The following is a 23,558-nucleotide window of genomic DNA, read 5'->3' as shown; positions in this document are numbered from 1 at the left end:
GGGACCCTCACATCCGGAAGACGCCGTAGCCACGGGCACCTTGGACCGGGGCGCTGTGGATCGCGGAGAGGCAGAGGCCGAGCACGGTGCGGGTGTCGCGCGGGTCGATCACGCCGTCGTCGTAGAGCCGTCCGGAGAGGAAGGCCGGCAGCGACTCCGCCTCGATCTGCTGCTCGACCATGGCGCGGATCGCGGCGTCCGCCTCCTCGTCGTAGGGCGCTCCCTTGGCGGCGGCCGACTGGCGGGCCACGATCGAGAGCACGCCGGCGAGTTGGGCCGGCCCCATGACCGCGGACTTGGCGCTCGGCCAGGCGAAGAGGAAGCGCGGCTCGTAGGCCCGCCCGCACATGCCGTAGTGGCCGGCCCCGTAGGAGGCGCCCATCAGCACCGAGAGGTGCGGGACGGTACTGTTGGAGACCGCGTTGATCATCAGCGCGCCGTGCTTGATGATGCCGCCCTGCTCGTACTCCTTGCCGACCATGTAGCCGGTGGTGTTGTGCAGGAAGAGCAGCGGGATGTCGCGCTGGTTGGCCAACTGGATGAACTGGGCGGCCTTCTGCGACTCGGCGCTGAACAGCACGCCCTGCGCGTTGGCCAGGATGCCGACCGGGTAGCCGTGCAGGGTGGCCCAGCCGGTGGCCAGGCTGGTGCCGTAGCGCGGCTTGAACTCGTCGAAGTCGGAGCCGTCGACGATCCGGGCGATCACCTCGCGCGGGTCGAACGGGACCTTGAGGTCGCTCGGCACGATGCCGAGCAGGTCCTCCTCGTCGTACTTCGGCGCCGGGGCGGTGGGATCGAGGTCCGGGCCGGCCTTGCGCCAGTGCAGGCGGTGCACGATCCGGCGGGCGATCCGCAGCGCGTCCGGCTCGTCGGCGGCGAAGTGGTCGGCCAGCCCGGAGACCCTGGCGTGCATCTCGGCGCCGCCGAGCGACTCGTCGTCGGACTCCTCACCGGTGGCCATCTTGACCAGCGGCGGGCCGCCGAGGAACACCTTGGCGCGCTCCTTGACCAGCACCGTGTGGTCGGACATGCCGGGGACGTAGGCGCCGCCGGCGGTGGAGTTGCCGAAGACCACCGCCACGGTGGGGATGCCGGCCGCAGAGAGCCGGGTGAGGTCGCGGAAGAGTGCGCCGCCCGGGATGAAGATCTCCTTCTGGCTGGGCAGGTCGGCCCCGCCCGACTCGACCAGGTTGACCAGCGGCAGCCGGTTGAGCAGCGCGATCTCGTTGGCGCGCAGCGCCTTGCGCAGCGTCCACGGGTTGCTGGCCCCGCCGCGCACGGTCGGGTCGTTGGCGGTGATCACGCACTCGGTGCCCTCGATGGTCCCGATTCCGGTGACCAGGGCGGCGCCGACCGGGTAGTCGCTGCCCCAGGCGGCCAGCGGGGAGAGCTCCAGGAACGGCGAATCCTGGTCGATCAGCAGCTCGATCCGCTCGCGGGCGAGCAACTTGCCCCGGGCGCGGTGCCGTTCGACGTACTTCGGGCCGCCCCCGGCCAGCGCCTTGGCGTGTTCGGCGGCCAGTTCGTCGAGTTTGCCGAGCATCGCCTCGCGGTGGGCGCGGTGCTCCGCCGAACCCGGGTCGACCCGGGTGGGCAGGACGGTCACAGCAGGACCTCCGGGATGTCGAGGGTACGGGAGCGCAGCCACTCCCCCAGGGCCTTGGCCTGCGGGTCGAACCGCACCTGGGCGCCGACGCCTTCGCCGAGCAGGCCTTCGATGACGAAGTTGACGGCGCGCAGCTTGGGGAGAACGTGACGGGTGATCGGCAGATCGGCCGTCTCCGGTAGCAGTTGTCGGAGTTGACTGACCGTCAGAGTGTGGGCGAGCCAGCGCCAGGCGTCCTCGGTGCGGACCCAGACGCCGAGGTTGGCGTCGCCGCCCTTGTCGCCGCTGCGGGCCCCGGCCAGCCGGCCGAGCGGCACGCGGCGGGTCGGACCGGCGGGCAGCGGGGCGGGGAGGTCTGCGTCGGGTACCGCCACGGGCGTTGCGGAGGCGGCGGCCGGCGGGATCGCCCGGCGGGTGCCGTCGGGCAGCACGGCCCAGTGCTCGACCAGCTTGGCGTCCAGGTGCACGGCTTCGAAGACCCCGTACGGTGCGCCGGGTCCGGGCGGTGCGGTGAGGTGGAAGCCCGGGTAGCCGGCCAGCGCGAGTTCGACCGCCGCCGAGCTGACCGCCCGGCCCACCTTGGCCTGGTCCTGGTCCCGCACGGTGAGTTGCAGCAGGGCGCTGGCCTGCTGCTCGGTGGGCGCGTCGCTCCGGTCGGTGCGAGCCAGGGTCCAGCGCAGTTCGGCGGGGCGCTGCTCGGGGGTGAGCGCCTGCTCCAGCTGGGTGCGGACCAGTTCGGCCTTGGCCTCGATGTCCAGCCCGGTGAGCACGAAGACGACCTCGTTGCGCCAGCCGCCGATCCGGTTCAGGCCGACCTTCAGGGTGGGCGGCGGCGCCTCGCCGCGCACTCCGCTGATCCGGACCCGGTCCGGGCCCACCTGGTCGAGCCGCACGCTGTCCAGCCGGGCCGTGACATCCGGGCCGAGGTAGCGCGCTCCGCCGGTCTCGTACAGGAGTTGGGCGGTGACCGTACCCAGCGTGACGGCGCCGCCGGTGCCGGGGTGCTTGGTGATCACGCTGCTGCCGTCGGCGTGCAGTTCGGCGAGCGGGAACCCGGGGCGGGTCACGTCGTGCTCGGTGAAGAAGGCGTAGTTGCCGCCGGTCGCCTGCGCCCCGCACTCCAGCACGTGCCCGGCGACCACCGCACCCGCGAGTGCGTCCAGGTCCTGCGGCCCCCAGCCGAAGTGCGCCGCCGCCGGCCCCGCGACGAGTGCGGCGTCGGTGACCCGACCGGTGACCACCAGGTCGGCCCCTTCCCGCAGGCACTCCGCGATGCCCCAGGCGCCCAGGTAGGCGTTGGCCGCGAGCAGACCACCGGACTGGGTGAACTCCCCGGCCCGGTCGAGCAGATCGTCCCCGGTCACCTGCGCCACCCGCAGCGCGATGCCCTGCCGGTCGGCCAACTCGGATATCCGCTCGGCGAGTTGCCCAGGATTGAGGCCGCCGGCGTTGACCACGATCCGCACCCCGCGCTCGACCGCCAGACCCAGGCACTCCTCCAACTGGCGCAGGAACACCTTGGCGTAGCCGAGCTTCGGGTCCTTCAACCGGTCGCGGGCCAGGATCAGCATGGTCAGCTCGGCCAGGTAGTCACCGGTGAGCACGTCCAGCGGCCCACCGGTGAGCATCTCCCGCACGGCGGCGAACCGGTCGCCGTAGAAGCCGGAGGCATTGCCGATCCGGAGCGGAGCGATGGCCGGGGCAGCGGTGGCCGGCTCGCCGCTCGGAGCGGGCGCGGGCGTGGCGTCGGGTACCGATCCGGGGCGCGGCATACGGGGACCTCTTCGATCGCGCTGGCGGGGTCGGTACTGATGGTGGGTCAGGACCAGGAAAAAAGCAATCGTGCGTGCTTGTTTTTAACGGAACTTGGCGGGCGCCGGCGAAGTCCTGCCTGTGACTGGAAGCGATAGGTGGCGGTTGGAACCGATAGGCGGCGGCTACAGGCTCCCGCCACGCTGAGTGACTTTGTGAAGCAGCACGCTAACTGTCGTGTCGGCACGGCATCTGTGACTGAGCGCTCCAGTTGGCGGGTGAGCGCTGTTCTTGGCGGGGATCGCGCTCACCCGCGATTGTTGTCACTGGCCGCCCCGGTTCGCCGACTGCCATCATGCTGGGATGGCCCACGACATCCGGTTCTTCCTGGCTTCCGACGATGAGGCTGCGGCTACCACGCGCTTGGGGGGACCCGGTGCGGCCTTCGAGACCGTGAGCTGCCGCTTCATCGAGCCGGACACGGCCATCGCCGAATGGGACATGTACTTCGAGGAGCCTTCGGCCAAGGCTCCGTCGTCCAAGCAGCTGTATGCGTGGCGGCCGTGGCCGGAGTGGGTCATTCCTCCCGTGAACGACGGGATGGAGCTGATCGCGCTGCCGAAGCGACTGACTCGTGCGCTGGCTGGCGCGAGCCTCACCGAGCTGGAGGAACTCGCCGGTCGCTGGACCGCGCGGCTGTGGTCCGAAGACGGAGACGAGATGACGGACGACGACCTTCTGGCGGTCCTCCGGGGAGTGGCCCAGCTCGCCGTGTCAGCGGTGCAAACCGGCGGCAGCCTCTACAGCTGGAGTTTGTGACGGTTCCCCTGTAGCCCGAGCACACCCGCCACCTACAACGCTCAGTCACAGCATCAGTCGTTCCGAGGTGGCGTGGAGGTTTGCGTTGCCCTGAGCCCTAGTTCGCCGCCGCCTCGCCCTCGGCGGCGTGGAAATTTGGGCAGCTCGCCCGCACCCCGAGGCCCCGGTGAATGGAAATCCTCTGGACCGAGGGCCGGTGGCCAGCCAGGATGTCCCCCGTGCCCGAGCTACCCCGCCCCACTTATGAGGATGACCTGGTCCAGCGCCTTGCCGCATGGGCGGCAGACTGTTCGGACGAGGTACTCGCGCCGACAGCCACGTCCGCGACATTGGAGCGTGCCGAGGAGATCGTCGGCCTGCCACTCCTGCCACTGCTTCGCAGACTCTATGGGGAGATTGCTGATGGTGGATTCGGGCCGGGGTATGGCCTGACGCCTCTCTTCCACGTCGGGTTCGGAGCCGTCGACGGCTACCCAGCCAGAATCAAGTCCCGATCTGGTGGGCAGCCGTGGTGGCCGCGCGGCGTGCTGCCCGTTCTCCACTGGGGAGGCGGCCGACATGCCGCGGTGGACTGCACCAACCCACAGGGGCTGGTCCTGCACTATTCCCCTGGAGCGGGGCAGGCCGGGGCCGCCGACGCGTGGTTCGTGGAGTCCGAGACCCTAGCTGAGTGGCTGGAGTCATGGATGGACGGCACCCGATGGCAGCGGCAGCCGCGAAGCCATAGAGGCGCTTTGGATGGTCCGATCCTGTGGGATGCCCTCGCGTCCAGGCTCCGCTGACCGTGACTCGGCAGGCTCACTGTCGCATCAGCTTGGGACTTATCGTCCAGGGCGGGCTACGGCCCGAAATGATCAGACGCCCGCCGCCGGGTCCTGATAGAACCTGGTCCGGTGGCACTTCGGCCACGAGGCTTTGGGGGCGGTATGTCGGGACCGGCAGTTGGATTGTGGCTCTTCGAACCATGCGGGTTCGCGGACATCCTGGCCGACGTGGTCTCGTGGTTGGAGACCTTTTGCGACCCGGTGGAAACCAAGGCCGGCGGCGACGTGGATTTCTGGGTACGAGACGGCTCGGCCCTGGGCCTGCGGGCCTTCGATCCATCTGGCGTCGGCGTGTTCTTCCTGTCAGAGGACGAAGAGATGCCTGCCGATGACGAGGACTACTCGGCCTTCTCGCGTCAACCGGTGCAGGGGTTGGTAGTCGGCGCGGGCTGTTCGGGCTCGGTGAACCACGTGCTGCTCGGCCACTTGGCGCTCGCTCTCGCTCGCCGTCTCGATGCGCTGGTCGACTTCGACGGTCTCCTGAGCAGCCGTCCCGTCGCGGGAGACGACACGGGCAACGAGGCTGTGCTGGCCCGGGCGAGGGTACTGGCGTCAGTGCTGCCGGGGAATGTTGCAGAGGTTTCCTATGACACCGGGGGTGGAGGGCGGTGGGTTCGGCACGTCGGAGATGCTGAGTTCCTGCAGGCATGGCTGCAACACCCTGATTTCCACTTGATCAAGTAGCGCTTCGGCATCTTCGGGGTTGGTGACAACGTGCCTGCGAACGAGCACCAGCCGTCACTGCAGCCGGTTGTGGATCACTCGGCTGGGTGAAACTTGCCGGGGTAGCGTCCTCTTTCGGGAATCCTCGGCATGCCGTGCTCGCGCCGGTGGTGTCGTTGCTGCATGAGTGCGCGGACTGGGCCGGGGCTTCGGTCGGATGTGTGCGATCTGGCGTCGCTGGTCAGCCAGTTCACCGGCGATGACGCCTTCCGTCAGCGGCTGGTACTCCATGGGGACTGGCCGCAGCGGTGGGCGACGACGTGGATGTTCGACGGCGGTCAGGTCGTCTGGCCGGTGCGGGATCTGGAGTCGGTGCCGGTGCTGGATTCACGGCCGGTTCGACGCTTCACCTGGCGGCCCCGGCAACGGCACCGGCCGGGGCTGGAGCCCTTGGTCTCCACCGGTCGGCAGCACGGCTTCGAGTCGCTGGAGGAGCGGGATCTGCTGCGGGCCCTGGACTTCGTGCGCGTCCGGGAGGTGTTGCCGCAGCCGTTCCGCCTGGACTTCGAGCACACCGGTGGCCGGTCGGCCCACGTCCCGGACTTTCTCGCGCTGATGCCCGACGGCGGCTGGCTGTTCGACGTCCGCCCGGCCCCCTTGGTTCAGGACGCGGACGCGCTGAAGTTCGCCGCGACGCGCGAGGTCGCAGCTGCGGCCGGCTGGCGCTACACCGTCGTCGGAGGCTGGCGCCCGCACGTCCTCGGGGTGCTGGACGCCCTGCTGGCCAGGCGCCGGCCACGCAAGGACCCGTTGGGCCTGCAGCCGCAGCTCCTGGCCGCGGCGGCAGAAGGGCCGCGGTCCTTTGCCGAGTTGGTGGGATCGACCGAGTGGCCGGAGCTGGCTCGGGTCGAGGCGATCCACCTGCTCTGGCACCGGCGGCTGGGAGTGGACCTCGGATCGCCGTTGCAGGACGGCTCCCTGGTCTGGCTCGGACAGCCGGCCGCCCGGGGGCGGTCGTGAGCCGGGCAGCGGTGCTGGTCGCGCCGGGGGCGGGGCTGCGGCTGGGCGGCGTCGACTGGACGATCGAGGAGGTCGAGCCGCATCTGGGGCGGATCGTCCTGGCGGGGCCGGGCGGCGAACGTGAACGCCGCTCGTTGCGCTGGCTGGCGAATCACCCCGGCCTGCGGTCGGCGGCCTCGGAGGGCCCTGCGGTCTCACGGCAGTCGGTGGTGCTGTCCGACCTGACCGAGGACCAGTTGGTGCGGGCTCGGTTGCGGGCTGAGCACCTGCTGGAGGCGGAAACGGGCTATCGCAGCGGAAGCCCGCTGCGGGCCCTGCCTCACGAACCGAGGCCGGGATTCGACCCGGAGACGACCTTCCTCAAGGACCGCCGCCTGGCCAAGGCCCGGGAGATCAAGGAGATGTCGCCCGCGGAGGCGAAGCGGCTGGGGCTGGAGCACCTGAGCTTCCGGACGCTGGAGCGACTGGGCGCCCGGGCACCGGACGAGGACGTGGTGCTGGCCTGCGCGGACGGCCGTTGGACCCGGCGGGGCGGCGGGCATCCCACGGTGACGGCAGAGGTTCGGGAGGCGGTTTTCGCGGTCCGTCAGGAGTTCCTGCGCCGGTCTCGGATGAGCATGATGGCCCGACACCGGCTGATGTGTCAGTACATCCACGAGACGTTCCCCGACTTCTCGGCCGAGGACGTTCCGGGGCGCAAGACGCTGGCCGTGGTCTGGCGGGAGTGGTTCGGGTCCGACGGCTCGCGGCAGCGCTACGTCCGCACCGCCGAGATCGCTGAGCCTGGGCGGCGGGTGGTGGTGCACCGGCCGGGCCAGGTCGTCGCGCTGGACTCGACTCCGCTGCCGGTGAAGCTGCGGGAGCACGTTTTCGGCGAGCCGGTCTCCGTCGTCCTGTCGCTGGCACTGGACCTCTACACCCACTCGATCGTCGCGTTCCGGCTCACGCTGGTGTCGGACACTGCCGTGGACATCGCGATGCTGCTGCGGGACGTGATGATGCCGCTGCCGATGCGCGAGGGCTGGGGCGAGGACATGGAGTGGCCCTATCCCGGCGCCCCGGCCGCCCTGGTCGCCGAGTTCGCCGGCCATCGGGTCGCGGCCCTGCCGTTCTTCGCGCCGGAGACGGTCACCACTGACCATGGCGGTCCCTACAAGAACCATCAGATCGTCGCCGCCGAGCTGGCGTTGGGCTGCACGATCCTGCCCGCACGCACGCTGCGAGCGCACGACAAGTACGCAGTCGAGCGGGCGTTCTCCTCCATCAAGACGCTGCTGCTGGAGCACCTGCTCGGGTTCACCGGCGCCGACGTCGCCGACCGCGGCGCCGATCCGGAGGCGGACGCGGTGCTGACGATCGAGCAGATGGAGCACGTCATCGCGACGTGGGTGGTGAGGGTCTGGCAGCGGCGGGAGCTGGGTGAGTACGCGCCGAGTTGGGCGCCGGGCGAGAAGCACAGCCCGAACTCGCTGTTCGCGGCCGCTGTCCAGCAGGGGGGCCTCGACCTGGAGGTCCCTGGCCCGGAGCTCTACTACAAGGTTCTGCGGTCCCACCATGTCAAGATCCACCCGAACCGGGGGGTGAAGATCCTCGGGCTCTTCTACTACGACCCGGTGCTGGAGGAGGAGCGCTTCCGCGGCCCGTCAACGCGGGGCGGCCGGCACAAGAACCGGTGGGTGGTCCGCAGTGACCGAAGGGACCGGCGCCAGGTGTTCTTCCAGGACCCCGACGACCCGGAGGTCTGGCACGTCCTGCGCTGGACCGGGCTTCCGCCCGAGGGCGAAGTCCCCGCGTTCTCCGATGTGAACGCCCAGGCCCTGCTCGGCGAGGTCCGCCGTCGCGGACTGAAACCGCTCACGGACGCCGAGCTGCTGCCAGTGCTGCTGGAGATCCTCGGTTCGGTGATCCCGGTGGCCGAATGGCCTTCGCAGATGACCAAGCGGGAGAAGACCGCGCGTTCGCGCCGGGCCGCCCAGGCCGCGCAAGCCGCCGCCGACCGGCCCCGACCGCCGTCACCTGAACCGGCTGCGGAGCCCACACCGCAGGCGGGGGCGACGGTGGTCCCCTGGCCGCGTCAAGCGGACAGCGTCCAGGCCGCCGTCGATGCCGATCGGCGCCGCCGGCGCGAGGCCGCGGTCACGGACCGGCCGACACCGCCGCCCCGCCTCGGCGACGCCCTGCGACGGCGGAACCTGTTCCTGCTGCCGGACGACACCAGCGACACCGATGCGATCGGGGAGAACGCGTGACAGACGGCCCCGGCTCGGCCGAGGTCCTGGCCGAGCTGCTGGAGAACAAGCCGCTCCGAAGGGACACTTTCGAGGGCTGGCAGCAGTTTCGCACCACCCGGCACCGACTCGTCCCGGCGCCAGTGATCACGATCGACCAGTGGCGGACGATGAGCCCAAGGGAGCGGGCGCTTCACGACATGCACCGAACCGCCACGCACGTGAACCTGCCGCTGCAGGAGACACCGATGTCGCTGAAGGTGTCGCGTCTGGTGAACCGCAGGATCAGCAACAACGCATGGAAGCGGAACTCCTCCACGCTCTCCGGAGTGATGGTCAACGGCCTGGGTTACCACGGCAAGACCGAGACCACATGCGAGGTCGCCGCCGCTTTCGAGGACCGCTGGCTGGCTTTGCACGACCACCTCAACCCGCGCACCGTCCCCGGGACCCGGGACCTGCATGCCCCCGTCGCCTACGTCCAGACGCCGGTGACCGCGAAGCCGAAGAGCACCTGCCAGGCGGTCCTGGACTTCTTCGGCGCCCCGACGAAGGGCCTGACACTGCCCCAACTCGTCCGTCAGGTCGCCCAGTCGGCAAAGGACCACGGAGTGCAGGCCCTGATCCTCGACTTTACCGACCGCAGGTAGTGCCGCCCGTGATGTCCGTCTGGGCCTGTGACCAGGGCGTCGCGGGCTCGTTTACCGACCGTGTCCGGAGCGCCCGTCATGTTTCGGAGTCGGTACGGAGGACGAGTGGCACGGCGAGTGGTGGTCGGGGACCTGAGGGTCCAGCGGATCGAGCGGAAGGACGGGCGGCGGTCGTGGACGATCGTGTGGCCCGAGGGCGGTCTCCACGAGGAGGCGGAGCGGTTCCTGCGCGTGCACGACGGGTCGGGGACGCAGAAGACCTACGCGTACTACCTGGTGGACCACCTGCGGTGGTTGGAGCGTGAGTGCCTGGCCTTCGAGAAGGTCGTGCTGCGGGACCTTGAGCGCTACATGGGGATCGTCGGCGCGGAGGTCCTCATGCCGCTCGGCGAGCCGTGGCGGATCGGTAAGCGTCCCTACGGTCGCTCCGCACTGTCCACTGCGGCGGCCTGCCTGAAGGGCTTCTACCTGCACCAGTCCTCGCTCGGCATGAACGGTGAGCTCGGCAAGAAGCTCGACACCTCCCGGTTGCCCACGCGGGCGGACCGGCGCCGCGCATTCCTGGGACACGTGAAGAACACGCTGCCCACCAACCCGATCGCGCCGACGGGGCCGCACCGCCGGCACCCGAAGATGCTCCCCGACGGCGCGCGGGAGAAGCTCCTGGCCACCGTGAACTCGGCCCGCGACCGGCTGCTGGTGACCTGGCTGGCCGACGGCGGACTGCGGATCGGCGAGCTCTGCGGGCTGCACCTGGTGGACCTGCACCTGCGCGAGAACGCGGCCTGCGGCGAGTGCCGAACCCCGCACGTCCACGTCTGCCACCGGCCCGGCAACCCGAACCGGGCCGAGGCGAAGACCAAGCACCCCTGGCGGATCGAGCGCGGCACGGTGACGGGCGGGCTGATCAAGCGGGTCAGCCCGGCGATGGTGCACACCTACTTCGACTACCTCACCGGCGGCGAGTATCCGCGCGGCACCGCCGCGCACGGCATGCTCCTGGTCCAGCTCCACGGCCCCGGGACCGGGCAGCCGTGGGCACCTGTCGGGGCCCGCCGCATGCTGGGCCGAGCCGGGAAACGTGCTGGTCTGGGGCTCGTGAAACCCCACGCATTCCGGCACACGTTCACCTCGGCTGTTCTCGACGCCTCGGACGGCAACCTGCTGATCGCCCGCGACGCCGGAGGGTGGGCCTCGGCCACGATGGTCGACGAGGTCTACGGACACGTCGACGTCCACGACCCGGCCTTCGACGCCGCACTCCGCGCGGTCTGGGGTGAGACGAAGTGACCGTGAAATCGTTGCTGCCGCTCTACACCGACCGCCCCGACCGCGAAGGGCGCGACCGGCTGGAGATCCTCACCGCGCTGATCGGCGCCCCGGCCTTCGACCCGATCTTCCGCGACGTCATCATCCGTGTCCCGCAGGGCCACCGCGTCTACCAGTGGGCCTGCGTGGTCGACGCATGCGAGCGGGGCCGACACAGCGGGTTGGACCTGTGCTCGACGCACTTCCAGGAGTGGCGAACGGCCCGGGCATCCGGGAGGACCCGGGCAGAGTTCCTCACCACCGCCGAGCCGCTGCCGCGCGCCGAGTACGACCGGGAAGGGTCCTGCCTGATCTGCCCCGACCGACCCACCTCGCCGCGCACCGAGCTGCGGTTGTGCATCCGTCACTACGGCATGTGGAAGTACTCGGACGCCGGCCGGGACGCGTCGGTGGACTTCGACCAGTGGGTGGCAGATCAGGAGCCGTGCGAGGGCTACGGGAACTGCCAGGTCACCGTCTGTCCCGGGCTGGCTATGTCCCCGCTGGGGCTGTGCTGCTGGCACCGGCACCGCTACATGCGCGACCGCCGTCCGGGAGGGGCCGCCCTCCCGTCGAGCTGGTGGCAGCGCTACGAGAAACAGGGGCGGCCGGTTCACGTCTCCTACGCGGACCAGAACGCGTTCCGTGCCTGGTGCGCGGCCGTTGACCCGGCACCGCGGCCCGAGCAGGTCAACCTGCGCGGCCTGCGGCCACTGCTGCGGGCCGAGATCCAGTGGGCCCTGTTCGCCCACACCCAGGAAGACCGGCACAGCATCTGGAAGCTGGACTGGATCCAGAAGCTCGTCAACCTCGCACGCGAGCGCGACGCCGGCTCACTGACCGACCTGGACCTGGACGGCTTCCCCCGCTTCCACACCGCGATCGTGAAGAAGATGCTCCACTACCTGCGGTTGGTCTACTTCACCCCGCAGCAGGCACGGGAGGCCGGATTCATCGAGACCGACCACTTCGGCATCCGCTTCCCGGCCCGCGCCAGCCACATCGACCTCACCGCCATCTCCCAGCGCTGGCTTCGGGACCTGCTCTGGGACTACACCGCCGACCTGATCAGCTCACCCCGCCGCCCGCGCACCGCCGCGCCGATCGACGGCATCCGCCGGGCCTGCACCGAGCTCAGCGCATTCCTGGAGGTCGACGCCACCAGCGGCGGCCACGACCCGTCCGCCCTGCGGGCGGAGCACATGACCCGGTTCATCGCCGACCAGCGGCACCGTGAACAGAACAGCCTGCCGTCGCTGGTGATAAAAGGACTGGCCGGGGAGCCCTCCACGGTCACCCAGGTCACCCGCACCGATGTCTTCAACGGGGTACGCAAGCTCCTGCGCGACGCGCTGGAGCACGGGACCGCCGAACGACTCGCGCTGGACCGGGAGTTCATCATCGCGATGCCCTACGCCGGGAACGAGACGCTTCGGGCCCGCCGGCCGTTCCCCGACGAGGTCGCCCGCGCCCTGGCCGACGGGGACAACCTCACCCGGCTCGCCGAGGTCCACGACCCTGATGACCTGGGACTGAGGGACGTCTGGGAGACGATCGTGGTGACGGGTCGGCGCGTCGGCGAGGTCGTGAAACTGCGCTGGGACTGCATCGGCCGCTACGGCGGGCTGGCGATGTTCTGGCACGACCAGACCAAGGTCGGGAACTACGACGTGGCGATCCGCATCCCGGACCGTCTCTACGACCTGCTCGCCGAGCGCCAGCGCAAGACGCTGGACCGCTTCGTCGACCGGCACGGCCGTCGACCGACGGGCAGCGAACGGGCCCGGCTGGCCCTGTTCGCCACCAAGGTCCGCAACCCTGCCGGCACCACCGCACTGTCCTACACGTGGTTCAACCGCGGCTTCCGGGACTGGGTGAACGAACTCGACCTGGGACAGCTCGTCCCCCATCAGGCTCGCCACACGCTGGCCACCAATCTGCTGCGGGCCGGTGCCTCACTGACCCACATCCGCCGTTACCTCGGCCAGGTTTCAGACCGCATGGCCGAGCATTACGTGCATCTGACCAGCACTGATCTGGAGGACGTGCTCCAGCATATCTGGGTCGCTGGCCCCGGCACCGCCCAACCGGGCCAACTCCTGGCCGGGGACGCCACCCCGCTCACCCGCGAGCAGGCCCAGGCCCTGGCGATCGACCTGTCGCGCCGCAGCACCCCGGCCGAGGGCGGGTTCTGCACCTTCCAGCCCGTCGTCGAGGGCGGCGCCTGCCCCTGGAACCTGGACTGCCACAACTGCGACAAGTTCGTCCTGTCCGGCGCCGACCTCCTCTACTGGCGGCGCAAGCGCGAACAGTGGCGACTCTTGGCTGAAGGTGCCCCCGATGACGCCACCGCCGACTACCTCCACCGCTACTTCGAACCCACAGCCCGCGCCATCGACGGCCTGGAGAGCGCACTGGCCGGCCTCGGCCTCCTCGACGACGCCCTCGCCCTGGACCTGCGCAAACCCCAGGACTACTTCCACCGCGTCTGGTCCACCGCCTTCCGCGCAGCCGACCTCGCCCAGGCCACCGGCGACGAGCAGGACCAGGCCGACGACACCACCGACGAACAGGAGCAATGCGCGTGACCACCACCGTCCCCGACCCGCGCACAGCCGCAGCCCTGGCCGCCCGCCACCGCACCACCGACGCCGCCCTCGGACGAGTCCGCGACGCCATCACCCGGCTCCGCTGCGAGAAGACCCAGGTCAGCGTCGCCGCCGTCGCCCGTCGCGCGAACGTCTCCCGCACCTTCCTCTACGACCACCCCGATGCCAGAGCCGCGGTCGCCACCGCGATTGCCGAAGCTGGCGAACGACGGACCCAGATGCTCACCGACCAGGACGAGGCACGCGAGGCGACCTGGCGCGAACGGGCCCTGAACGCCGAGGACGCCCTCAAGGCCGCCCACGCCGAGATCCTCGCCCAGCGCACCCGCATCGGCGAACTCCTCGGACAGGTCCGCGACTTGGAAGCCGAATGGACCCAGGAGGCCATCCAGCGGATCACCACCGAGAACACCACCCTCAAGCAGCGCGTCCGCCAGCTCACCGCTGACAACCGGTCTTTCGACGAACGCCTCAAGGCCGCCCGCTCCAACCTCCGCTTCCAGGACCGCCGCGTCGCCGACCTCGAAGCCCAGATCGCGGCCACCTGATCGCTCGAGCAATGCCGCTCGATCAGCTCCGTTGACCAGGGGAAACCCTTGGTCAACGGACCGCGCGGTATGCGAGGCTCCACGATATGGAGCCCCACAACGAGCAGACAGCAGGCAAGGTCCTGCATCAACGAGGCTGGCGCAAGGCATTCACCGTCCAAGAGATGGTCGACAAATGGGCCTGGCTCGTGGGCGAGGTCGAAAACGGCTACGACGACATGGTCGAGGAATACACCAACGACCTCTACAGCCGGAACTGGCTCCACGAGGCATGGCCGATCCTCGCTGAACGCGTGATCGTGATCTGGACTCCGCGGATCAAAGCCCTCGACGACCAATTCCGGGCCGCCACCGTCTTCAACGACGGCATCGCCATGTCGCAGTTCCACCGGATCAGCGGATTCGACCCCATCGACATGTGGTGGTGGCGACGCCACCCCCGCCTGCTCGTCGGTGACCTCGGTCGTAGTCTCCGCCTGGCCGGAGCTGCCGAGTCGCCCTCGTCTTCCTGACGCCGTTCCAGCTCACGTCCCCTGCCGCGTCGACGGCAGCCACTCGGCATATCTGCTGGCGAGTTGGTCGCGCACCTTGGTGCTCTCGGCGAAGAGGTCCACGCCGCCGTCATAGGGGTGGACAACCCATGCACAGACGGGTTCGGTCAGGATGACGCCGGCGGTCATGTCGTCGGCTACGCAGAGCAGGAGCCGGTCCAGTGCGGGATCGTACAGGTCCGTCGCGGAGACGTAGTGGTGCTGCCACGAGTGGAAGCCCGGCTCGATGGCCAGGTCATCGCTTCGCCAGTGCGCGGCCCCGGGCGTGGTGGCAGCGACCGCAGTGTCTCGCGGAATCGGGGAACCGGTCGCGGACCAGGAGCAGGTGATCGCCACCAATCCTCCGCCGTCGACCGTGACGTCTCCGAGGAGATCCTCCAGAAGCGCGTGGTGACGACGCAGGATCTCGGCGTGCTCGGCGTCCGAGGTCGCATACCTCTTGCCCTCCGGGAGGGCGTGGAAGCGGACCCAGCGTTCTGGGAACCGGTGACGCAGACGGCGGGCCTCCGGCGGGCACTTAGGCCACGACCTGTTCCAGGCACCATCGAGTCCAGCAATGTCCACCGACTGGTCTCTGCCTCTCATAACACCGCAACATAGTCGATCTTGCTGTTGAATGGGCAGTGAAATATCCGGCCGCTCGACGTCCCTCGTGCTCGTGGCTTTGTCCACTGGTTTCGACAGCAGTTGTTCAGTGCTTCGGGAGGCACCCGGACCGCGGCGTGTTCGATGTTCACGAGAAGCGATAGCGCCCTCGCTCGCCGACGAGAACGTTGCCGCACCAGGTAGGCCCTACGAGCTACTGGATACTCCAGCGGTGCGGATGGTCGGGATCGGTGGGGCAGGCGAAGACGTTGAGCTCGCCGAATCGGCCCACGGTGACTTCAGTGGGGGTGGCGGACCGATGGGTCGGAAGGTCTCGGTCCTCCAGCGGCTTCCAGCTGCCGCTGCCGCCGTCCCACTCCGAGCTGTCGATGGTCAGTAGGAGGTGCATCGGCGTCCTACAGGTCTGGCAGTCCATGGGGTACGGGTCGGTGGCGTGCCAGGAGGCGAAGCCACCGACGCGCCAGCCGGGCGGGATGGACAGGTCGTACTGGTAGCCGACCGGATCAGCCGCATTCTCGTCCGCCGACTGCTCGGCCTCCTCTTCCTGGGCTTCGTCCCAGGCGTCGAGCCGGGTGCACAGGTCCTCGGGCAGGAGGCCGGCGAACGGGTAGGTGGCCACCTGCTCCGGGTGCAGGACACAGGGCTCGGGTACGAACCCGGCGGATCCGACGACCAGCGGCTGCGGTGGTGCGGTCAGCATCTCGCCGACCTCCCAGGACCGCCGCCAGCGCAGGTGCAGTTCCAGGTCGTACCGGCTCGGGCCGTGCGCGTCGAAGGGGCACCAGAACACCTGGAGCAGGTCGCAGTTGCCCGGCCCGACCGGCAGGTCGGGAAGATCCCGCCGGTACAGCTGCGCGAGGCCGATCATCGGCAGCGGGTCCGTCTCCGACACCTCGGGAGGCCGGTGTTCCAGGCGTAGCTCGTCCAGGAGCTTCCGCTCCTCATCCGTGGGCCCCGGGTTCTGCTCCCGGGCCCATGCGGCAGACAGGACCTGTCGCCACTGGTGGATGTCGGCCGGGCGCCGCCCCCGCCGGCGGCCGTGTGCCTCGCTGCACACCGGCCACGGCTCGTTCGCCGGCCACAGCATCGGGCCGCCCACCGAGCTGGCCGACACCTCCGGGCTCCCCGGCCGCGGGTGGAGGCGCGTCGTCGTGCCCCGGTAGGCGGCCAGTTCCGGGAAGAGCACCTCGACATCGAGCGGGCGCGGGGGCGTGGTCCTCGTCATGGACGCGACCTTAGACACCCGACTACCACGGCCATCCAGCACCCCCAGCAGCAGCTTCTCCGTACCCGTGCTGCTGTCGAAACCCGTGAACACTTCGTTTCCTTAGCGGGCGTCGGGTGCCTCCCAAACCGATGTATATCCGCGTTCTCACGGACAGAGCCATGCTCGCGGTGACAGGGCTGGACCAGCTCAGTCCTGCGATGAAGGCATCTGGCCGTCAGACGACGAGGGCACTTGAGAACCACTCCAACGAGCGACACAAAACCACAGCACACCCCCGTCGCTGACATGTAGTCTATGAATCGTCGCAGTTCAGAGCCGGTTTCCGAGCTCCTGCGGTCGGTAAAATCGACGACATTACCCGGCTCCGATTGCACCGGGCCGACGACCAGGACGCACTGGACCTGGTCCGGGCTTTCATGAGCATGAATGTCACCCTCATCCTGATCGGTGTCGACATCGTCGGCTCGGGCCTGCTGCGGGGCGCGAAGTGGGACAAGCGGGAGCGTCAGTGGGTGGTGCCACCCCCAGAAAACGCGCGCATCCATGGCCTGGAGGTCACCCAGACCGAGCGTCGCTTCGAGTTAGTCGAGCTCGACCGCTTCCGCTACACAACTCCCCGTGATATCCAAGCCTTCCATGACTACCTCGGTGGTCTGGAGGACGGCCTCCGCCTGTTCAACGCCGAGCCCGGAATGCTCACCGAAGGCGGCATGCCCGAATACCTGATGCGCCGCACCGGCGGCGTCGTCGGGCTCCTCAACCGCCTTATCGAGGACGGCGCCAAGGAAGCAATTGACGGCGGCCGAGAACTCCTGGACGAGGACCTCCTCGACGAGATCATCATTAGCCTCGATCTTGCATGACGGCTCGTCAGCATGGCTGGCGGGCCGTTTTCGCTTGTCCGGGCCGGGGTTTCTGTCCTGTGGGCATGGTGAGGGCCCGGCTGTCGCGTCGGGTGAGCGCCGGGTTCCACAGCTCCGGAAGGCAGTGAGTGCTCGTCGGGATGGGGCGATGTCACTGGTCAGCCGGGCGCCGGCAGGATGTGTAGGCGGGCGAACGCGCTGGTGATCACGTCGGTCCAGGGCCAGTGACGGGCCAGACGGAGGTAGCTGCGGCGGCCGGTGGTGACGAGCTGGGCGGCGGCGGAGAACAGCCTCAGCCGCATGCGTTTGGGCTCCCAGCGACGGGCGGGCCCGGTCAGCGCAAGCATGGGCATCCAGGCGAGCAGATCGAGCGCGAGCTGGATGATCTCCAGCCAGACCTGGTTCTGGGCGGCATCGTGGAGCGGCAGGTTGCGCAGTCCGGTGTCGCGGGCGGCGCGGACGCGGTCCTCGGCGCGGGCCCGCCGGCGGTGCCGCAACTCCAGAGCGGCGATGGGCGTGTGCTTGGTGTTGGTGGCGAAGCAGGTCAGCCGCATGCCGTCGGCGTCGGTGAAGCGCAACTGGGCGCCTGGGTGCGGCCGTTCCTTGCGGACGATCAGCCGCATTCCCGTCGGCCAGCCGGTGAGGACATCGCCGGCGAGTTCGGCGACCCAGGCGCCCTCGCGGATCTCGCCGTCGGGTTCGACGGCCGCGGTCCAGGCCGGGGCCGGGACCTTCAGCACGGCGGCGTGGATGGCGTCGGTGATGGTCATCCCCACCGAATAGGACAGCCATCGGCCGCGTGCGGTGAGCCAGTTGAGGAAGTCGTGGGTACCGCCGGCGGAGTCGGTGCGGATCAGGGTCCGGCGTCCACGCCGGTACTTCTTCGGCAGCTGGGCCAGGGCCACGCGGGCGGCCTCGATGTGGTCGGCGGCCGTGTTGCTGCCCGCGTTCCCCGGCCGCAGCAGGCCCGCGACCGGTTCTCCGGACCCGTCACCGCCGTGGTCGACGAACGCGAACAGCGGGTGATGCCCGAACGTCTTCTTCCAGGTCTTGGCAGCGTGCTCCTTCTCGGAGTGCGCGAGGACCAACACTCCGTCGATGTCCACGATCACGTCCCCGTCTGCGTCCGGAGCCGCATCGCCGGCCAACCTCCAGACCCGACAGCGGACGTCGGCTCGTGCCCGCCGGATGGCCTCAAGGGCGCGGGGCCCGGCCGCGGCGAGGGCGTCCACCAGGCGTGAGACCGTCGGGTCAGAGGCCACCGGCCCGAACACAGCAGGCTCGGCCCGCAACATCGCGACATCGGCCAGACAGTCCCCGCCCAAGGCGACCGCCAGGGCCATGTCCAGCAGGATCTTGCCCGGATCGTGCACCGCACGCGGCTTGCGCCAGCGCTGGAGAGCCGCTGACAACGTCGTATCCAGCCCGCTTCTGCGGACCGTCTCCACCAGCAGAACCGAGCCGGCCTGTGAGACGACACCTCGACCGTTGCCCTCGACACGGACACGCGGGTACGACCCGGTAGTGTTCACTTGAGAAGTGCTTCTTTCCACGCAGCTGACTGGACCCTAGACAAGTCCCATCGTTGCAGGTCAGGAGCACTTTTCTCTTTTCTGATCATCCATCGGACAGCAGCCGCCATGAAAGCCCGAGGTTAGAGCCTCGATGACCCGGGACGAGATCCGGAAGCCGGTGAGGTTCCCACGATCCCGGCTCCGCTCCCCAGCGCGGAGAACCAGGCCGCCGCCAAACCGAGGCGTAAACGGAACACCGTCTTCGACGATGACGGCCCAGTGGCTGCTCAGGCCCAGGGGTGATCAGTGCCCGTGTCCGCCAACGAGCCAGCTCCGCTGCCCAGAAGCCTCGACCCGCTGCCGGGCGAGAGTCTTCCCGGCTTCATCCTGCGGCTCGCGCACCTCCTCGACCTGGCTCCGAGCGTTCTCATGCGCCAGGCCGGCCTGGCCACTCCAGGTGTCGGCAATCAGTCCTCCCAGGCGCGACACCTGCTGATGATGGAACCCACCGTCCTGGAGTCTTTCGCCCGTTGCACGCGCCTGACCGAGGCCGAGGCAGAAGCGCTCTCCATGCGACGTTTCGTGGGCCGCTATCCAGCTGTCACCGAGGCTCTGGTCAGCCCAGGGGGCACCACCTTGCGCCCGACCGGCAGGCCCCGGGACTGGCTCTTCCTGACCTCCAGCCGCTACTGCCCGCAGTGCCTTGCGGGCGACGGCAGCGAGATCCAACGCCGCCACGGCGGCGCCTGGAAAGTTGAGTGGCACTTTGGGCTGGTCTTCGCCTGCCTCCAGCACAACGCTCTACTGGAAGATCTCTGCCCGTCCTGCGTGCAACCCGCTCACAGCCGCGGCAACTGGAGCGCGACTCGGACACTGATTCCCTCCCAGTGGGTCGCGGGTCTTCATCCCGCGCAATGCCGCACCAAGATCCGGCAGCCGGACGGTCACCAACCCTGCGGCCAGCGACTGGACACCGCAGCCGTCCTGCCGGCCCGGCCGCTCACGCCTGAGCTTGCGTCGCTGCAGCGCAAGATCATCGGCCTGCTGGCACCCAGCCATGACCCGGCGGCCGCCTCCGCTGCAATACGCGATCTGCAGGTCATGTCAGCCGTGGTCTGCGCAACCTGGCCGAAGGCAGCAGCCCATGCAACCTTCGAACTCCCGCCCGCCCTGGATGCCTACCTTTCCTCTGCCGGAACAGGTCCTTCGGGCCGAGTGCGATGGGATGCGACACCGCCCAACAGCACTCTCACCGCAGCCCTCCTTGCCCTTGCCGACACGCTCCTCGCCCAGCCACGGCCGACGTTCCAGCGAAGCCTCGGCGTCCTGCTCCAAGACGTCGAACCAGTGGTGGCCAGCAACTGGACCAAGACCCGGGGCGCCGTCGCGTCAGGATGTACGCCTCTGACCAGACTTGATGTCGAACACGCCCTCACCCTTCGCTTCCCCAAACCCTCGATGAGGCCAGGACCGGACACCAAACCCATCATCCCCGTCCGCGAACGCGGGTACCTGCCCGAACATATTCCCCAATGGCTGCCAGATGGCTGGCTCAGCCTTCTTATCAGCGACGGCGCCAGAGCCCGACTCGGAAGTAATGACAGGTTCCGCAGGACTGCCGCCGTTCACCTCGTCCAGGCCGCAACCGGCTCGTCGCTGTTCAGTGCCGCCCAGTTCCTCGGAATTCCGGCATACTGCCTCAGCGGACGCGGACGCACGCTAACCCAAATCACTTCCCCTGACGGCCAGGTCGCCCCACGCCGGGACCTCACGGAAGCTTTCGAGACCCTCGCACAGCACATCGCCCGTCTCCCCGACCCTCCCGACTACAGCCACCGCCGGCATCAGCGCGCCTTCTGGAACCTCCGCCTTGACGAGTGGCACACCATCGCGGACCAACTTCCGCCTTTGACCAGCAGCACGTCAAAGCCGAAACAGGACGGCCTCATTCGTGAATGCGCGTCGGCCTACATCTGGGCCAAGGCCACTGGCAGCGAATGGGCTCTGGCCCCGTGCTTCCATCCTCCTTTCGCCACCCGCGACCGCCCTGTCTATCCAAATCTCCCTGAATACCGAATGCTCAGTCGAATCTATTACGCAGAGAAAGCCTCGGAATACTTCCAGGCCCTGCGACAGGCCCTCGACACATACGCGCACCACCTGGCACTGTCGATCCCAAAATCTCCATGACCTACTTTATGTGCGAGTTATGGCGGTCGGCAAATGAAGGACCAAGCAGGCGTTGACCTTCTACTCCCTGCGACAATGCATCCTGACTCGCGAGCCGAACATGGCGTCACGGCTAATTATTTGAGGAGTCGGAAGCTCGGTTGAACAGCCCATGCCCGCAGGAACTCTGCCGTCCCGAAAACATTCGGCCACGGGCTGTCCGTCATAGCGATCACACCCGGAAGACCTGCCACCACGTCAACCTGGTCATCCAGTAGCTCAGCATTAGCGACGCCGCCGACCACGTCCATGATGGCAGCCGTCAACAGGGCCGTGGTGATGTGATCGATCGGCCTATTGCATCCGGCGATGACGTCCACTGCGTGTGTCGGGCTGAAGCCGATGAGCGGTTCCAGATTGGGGCCATCCGCGTGCTCGGCCTCGAAAATCTCCTCGTCCCCGATTCCGGGCCCCATGATGTAAACCAGAAATGGCCGGCGCACGTCGACTTCGCCCAGGTCCGCGACGCCGATTCGATCGGCGACTATGTTGAGGTCGTAGCCACCAGGACGCTTCTCCACAAACCAGGTCGACGAGCCCACCAGGACGTCCCGGAGCCGCTCGACTGTCGCGACAGGAACCGCCTCGGCCAACTCAATCACCAATACTGGACCACCCATAGCGGGAGCCTACTGAACTTGAACTCCTGATGTTGTCGGGGCACTGACTCCTGTGCCCAGGTAAGTACAAGTTCGCGCGCTCAGATGGTGTCCTCGCCTGGGGTCATGTCGTACTCGTCCACGTCGAGCTCGGCGTCGACTGCGGCGAGGAAGTCCAGGGCATCGCGATCCAGATGCCAGCCGAAGAGGTTAGCCTCGATCTTGCATGACGGCTCGTCAGCTCGACTGACGGGCCGTTTCTGCTTGTCTGGGCTGGAGTTGCTGCCTGTAGAAACGCCGAGGGCCCGACTGCCGCGTCGGGTGGGCACCGGGTTCCACGACTCCGGAAGTGGTCCACTGCTCGTCGGGATGGGGCGATGTCGCTGGTCAGCCGGGGTCCGGCAGGGCGTGTAGGCGTGCGAACGCGCCGGTGATCACATCGGTCCAGGGCCAGTGGCGGGCCAGGCGGAGGTAGCTGCGGCGGCCGGTGGTGACGAGCTGGGCGGCGGCGGAGAACAGCCGCAGCCGCATGCGCTTGGGCTCCCACCGGCGGGCGGGCCCGGTCAGCGCGAGCATAGGCATCCAGGCGAGCAGGTCGAGCGCGAGCTGGACGATCTCCAACCAGACCTGGTTCTGGGCGGCGTCGTGCAGGGGCAGGTTGCGCAGGCCGGTGTCGCGGGCGGCGCGGATGCGGTCCTCGGCGCGGGCGCGCTGGCGGTGCCGCAGCTCCAGGTGCGCGATCGGGGTGCCGGTGGTGCTGGTGGCGAAGCAGGTCAGCCGCATGCCGTCTGCGTCGGTGAACCGCAACTGCGCTCCGGGGTGCGGCCGTTCCTTGCGGACGACGAGCCGCATCCCCTGCGGCCAGCCCGTGAGGACATCACCGGCGAGTTCGGCCACCCAGGCACCGTCGCGGATCTCGCCGCCGGGTTCGACGGCCGGGGTCCAGGCCGAGGCCGGGATCTTCAGCACGGCCTGGTGGATGGCGTCGGTGATGGTCATCCCGACCGAGTAGGACAGCCATCGGCCGCGTGCGGTGAGCCAGTTGAGGAAGTCGTGGGTTCCGCCGGCGGAGTCGGTGCGGATCAAGGTGCGGCGTCCGCGCCGGTACTTCTTCGGCAGCTGGACCAGGGCCAGGCGGGCGGCCTCGATGTGGTCGGCGGCTGTGTTGGAGCCCGCGTTCCCCGGCCGCAGCAGCCCGGCGACGGGTTCGCCGGACCCGCCTGGGCCGTGGTCGACGAACGCGAACAGCGGGTGGTGTCCGAACGTCTTCTTCCAGGTCTTGGCTGCATGCTCCTTCTCGGAGTGCGCCAGGACCAGCACCCCATCGATGTCCACGATCACGTCACCGCCCGTGTCCGGGGCCGCCTCGCCGGCCAACTTCCAGACCTGCTCGCGGACGTCGGCTCGTGCCCGCCGGATCGCCGCGAGGGCGCGGGGCCCGGCTGCGGCGAGGGCGTCGACCAGGCGCGAGACGGTCGGGTCGGAGGCCACCGGACCGAACACGGCGGGCTCGGCCCGCAGCACCGCGACATCGGCCAGACAGTCCCCGCCCAAGGCAACGGCAAGGGCCATATCCAGCAGGATCTTGCCCGGATCGTGCACCGCACGCGGCTTACGCCATTGCTGGAGAGCCGAAGACAGCGCCGCAGCCAGACCGCTTTTGCGGACCGTTTCCACCAGCAGAACCGAGCCGGCCTGGGAGACGACCCCACGACCGTTGCCCTCGACACGGACACGCGGGTACGACCCGGTAGTGTTCACCTGAGAAGTGCTTCTTTCCACGCAGCTGACTGGACCCTAGACAAGTCCCATCGTTGCAGGTCAGGAGCACTTTTCTCTTTTCTGATCATCCATCGGACAGCAGCCTCCGTGAAAGCCCGAGGTTAGCCTCGATCTTGCATGACGGCTCGTCAGCTCGACTGACGGGCCGTTTCTGCTTGT

At 68.8% G+C, this 23,558-nt stretch carries 19 protein-coding genes; 11 read left to right on the top strand and 8 right to left on the bottom strand.

From position 1 onward, the window contains the following. Positions 1-7 precede the first annotated feature (7 nt). Together OG403_RS33530 and OG403_RS33525 are read right to left on the bottom strand one after the other, a co-directional pair. Complete coding sequence (locus OG403_RS33530) at positions 8-1,606, bottom strand: acyl-CoA carboxylase subunit beta (protein ID WP_329571120.1); 1,599 nt, start codon at positions 1,604-1,606, stop codon at positions 8-10. After that, entirely contained in the window at positions 1,603-3,378 is a 1,776-nt protein-coding gene (locus OG403_RS33525; RefSeq protein ID WP_329571118.1) for an acyclic terpene utilization AtuA family protein, read from the bottom strand. The genes OG403_RS33530 and OG403_RS33525 overlap by 4 nt, the downstream gene beginning before the upstream one ends. A gap of 343 nt (positions 3,379-3,721) precedes the next feature. On the opposite strand from OG403_RS33525, the gene OG403_RS33520 reads away from it, so the two are divergent. From OG403_RS33520 to OG403_RS33480, 9 genes are all read left to right on the top strand, one after another. Then, positions 3,722-4,177: a hypothetical protein gene (locus OG403_RS33520; RefSeq protein WP_329571117.1), complete on the top strand. Its 456-nt coding sequence runs from the start codon at positions 3,722-3,724 to the stop codon at positions 4,175-4,177. 926 nt (positions 4,178-5,103) lie between these two features. Then, on the top strand, positions 5,104-5,685 hold the full coding sequence (locus tag OG403_RS33515) for a DUF6368 family protein (protein ID WP_329571115.1): 582 nt from the start codon (positions 5,104-5,106) through the stop codon (positions 5,683-5,685). A 198-nt stretch (positions 5,686-5,883) separates the two neighbouring features. Further along, the gene (locus OG403_RS33510) at positions 5,884-6,684 is read left to right on the top strand and encodes a TnsA-like heteromeric transposase endonuclease subunit (RefSeq protein WP_329571113.1); all 801 of its coding nucleotides are present in this window, start codon (positions 5,884-5,886) and stop codon (positions 6,682-6,684) included. Next, a complete protein-coding gene (locus tag OG403_RS33505) occupies positions 6,681-8,933 on the top strand; it encodes a transposase (protein ID WP_329571111.1) in 2,253 nt (750 codons plus the stop codon). Before OG403_RS33510 ends, OG403_RS33505 begins: the two co-directional genes overlap by 4 nt. Then, entirely contained in the window at positions 8,930-9,562 is a 633-nt protein-coding gene (locus OG403_RS33500) for a hypothetical protein (RefSeq protein WP_329571109.1), read from the top strand. Before OG403_RS33505 ends, OG403_RS33500 begins: the two co-directional genes overlap by 4 nt. Positions 9,563-9,667: 105 nt before the next feature. Continuing rightward, positions 9,668-10,852 (top strand): tyrosine-type recombinase/integrase, encoded by a 1,185-nt coding sequence (locus OG403_RS33495; protein ID WP_329571106.1) that lies wholly within the window; start codon positions 9,668-9,670, stop codon positions 10,850-10,852. Next, on the top strand, positions 10,849-13,458 hold the full coding sequence (locus OG403_RS33490) for a tyrosine-type recombinase/integrase (RefSeq protein WP_329571105.1): 2,610 nt from the start codon (positions 10,849-10,851) through the stop codon (positions 13,456-13,458). The genes OG403_RS33495 and OG403_RS33490 overlap by 4 nt, the downstream gene beginning before the upstream one ends. Then, positions 13,455-14,027 carry a DUF6262 family protein gene (locus OG403_RS33485; protein WP_329571104.1) on the top strand — a complete coding sequence of 191 codons (573 nt, stop codon included), beginning with the start codon at positions 13,455-13,457 and terminating at the stop codon, positions 14,025-14,027. Before OG403_RS33490 ends, OG403_RS33485 begins: the two co-directional genes overlap by 4 nt. An 86-nt stretch (positions 14,028-14,113) precedes the next feature. Then, positions 14,114-14,539: a hypothetical protein gene (locus OG403_RS33480; protein WP_329571103.1), complete on the top strand. Its 426-nt coding sequence runs from the start codon at positions 14,114-14,116 to the stop codon at positions 14,537-14,539. 12 nt (positions 14,540-14,551) lie between these two features. On the opposite strand, the gene OG403_RS33475 is transcribed toward OG403_RS33480, so the two are convergent. Continuing rightward, entirely contained in the window at positions 14,552-15,142 is a 591-nt protein-coding gene (locus tag OG403_RS33475) for a DUF3885 domain-containing protein (protein WP_329571101.1), read from the bottom strand. 235 nt (positions 15,143-15,377) lie between these two features. Next, positions 15,378-16,409 carry a hypothetical protein gene (locus tag OG403_RS33470; RefSeq protein WP_329571099.1) on the bottom strand — a complete coding sequence of 344 codons (1,032 nt, stop codon included), beginning with the start codon at positions 16,407-16,409 and terminating at the stop codon, positions 15,378-15,380. Positions 16,410-16,828: 419 nt separating this feature from the next. Here OG403_RS33470 and OG403_RS33465 point away from each other — a divergent pair, with 419 nt between their 5' ends. Beyond that, positions 16,829-17,275: a hypothetical protein gene (locus tag OG403_RS33465; RefSeq protein WP_329571097.1), complete on the top strand. Its 447-nt coding sequence runs from the start codon at positions 16,829-16,831 to the stop codon at positions 17,273-17,275. Positions 17,276-17,433: 158 nt separating this feature from the next. On the opposite strand, the gene OG403_RS33460 is transcribed toward OG403_RS33465, so the two are convergent. Beyond that, positions 17,434-18,807, bottom strand: coding sequence for an IS1380 family transposase (locus tag OG403_RS33460; RefSeq protein ID WP_329568553.1), 1,374 nt, complete (start codon positions 18,805-18,807; stop codon positions 17,434-17,436). A gap of 294 nt (positions 18,808-19,101) precedes the next feature. Here OG403_RS33460 and OG403_RS33455 point away from each other — a divergent pair, with 294 nt between their 5' ends. Beyond that, the gene (locus tag OG403_RS33455) at positions 19,102-20,979 is read left to right on the top strand and encodes a TniQ family protein (RefSeq protein WP_329571095.1); all 1,878 of its coding nucleotides are present in this window, start codon (positions 19,102-19,104) and stop codon (positions 20,977-20,979) included. Between the two features lie 116 nt (positions 20,980-21,095). On the opposite strand, the gene OG403_RS33450 is transcribed toward OG403_RS33455, so the two are convergent. From OG403_RS33450 to OG403_RS33440, 3 genes are all read right to left on the bottom strand, one after another. Further along, positions 21,096-21,638, bottom strand: a complete 543-nt coding sequence (locus OG403_RS33450) for a DUF6368 family protein (RefSeq protein WP_329571093.1) — start codon at positions 21,636-21,638, stop codon at positions 21,096-21,098. An 80-nt stretch (positions 21,639-21,718) separates the two neighbouring features. After that, on the bottom strand, positions 21,719-21,946 hold the full coding sequence (locus tag OG403_RS33445; protein WP_329572744.1) for a hypothetical protein: 228 nt from the start codon (positions 21,944-21,946) through the stop codon (positions 21,719-21,721). Positions 21,947-22,004: 58 nt separating this feature from the next. Beyond that, complete coding sequence (locus tag OG403_RS33440; RefSeq protein ID WP_329571091.1) at positions 22,005-23,378, bottom strand: IS1380 family transposase; 1,374 nt, start codon at positions 23,376-23,378, stop codon at positions 22,005-22,007. Between the last annotated feature and the right edge of the window lie 180 nt (positions 23,379-23,558).

It is taken from the genome of Kitasatospora sp. NBC_01266 (assembly GCF_036242395.1).
Taxonomy (GTDB): Bacteria; Actinomycetota; Actinomycetes; order Streptomycetales; family Streptomycetaceae; genus Kitasatospora.
This window is presented reverse-complemented; position numbering and strand designations above follow the sequence as displayed.

Excerpts from the sequence above, each read along its gene's own strand:
- OG403_RS33525 (WP_329571118.1), bottom strand. The coding sequence starts at position 3,378 with ATGCCGCGCCCCGGATCGGTACCCGACGCCACGCCCGCGCCCGCTCCG.
- OG403_RS33520 (WP_329571117.1), top strand. The coding sequence starts at position 3,722 with ATGGCCCACGACATCCGGTTCTTCCTGGCTTCCGACGATGAGGCTGCG.
- OG403_RS33515 (WP_329571115.1), top strand. The coding sequence starts at position 5,104 with ATGTCGGGACCGGCAGTTGGATTGTGGCTCTTCGAACCATGCGGGTTC.
- OG403_RS33480 (WP_329571103.1), top strand. The coding sequence starts at position 14,114 with ATGGAGCCCCACAACGAGCAGACAGCAGGCAAGGTCCTGCATCAACGA.
- OG403_RS33470 (WP_329571099.1), bottom strand. The coding sequence starts at position 16,409 with ATGACGAGGACCACGCCCCCGCGCCCGCTCGATGTCGAGGTGCTCTTC.
- OG403_RS33465 (WP_329571097.1), top strand. The coding sequence starts at position 16,829 with ATGAGCATGAATGTCACCCTCATCCTGATCGGTGTCGACATCGTCGGC.
- OG403_RS33450 (WP_329571093.1), bottom strand. The coding sequence starts at position 21,638 with ATGGGTGGTCCAGTATTGGTGATTGAGTTGGCCGAGGCGGTTCCTGTC.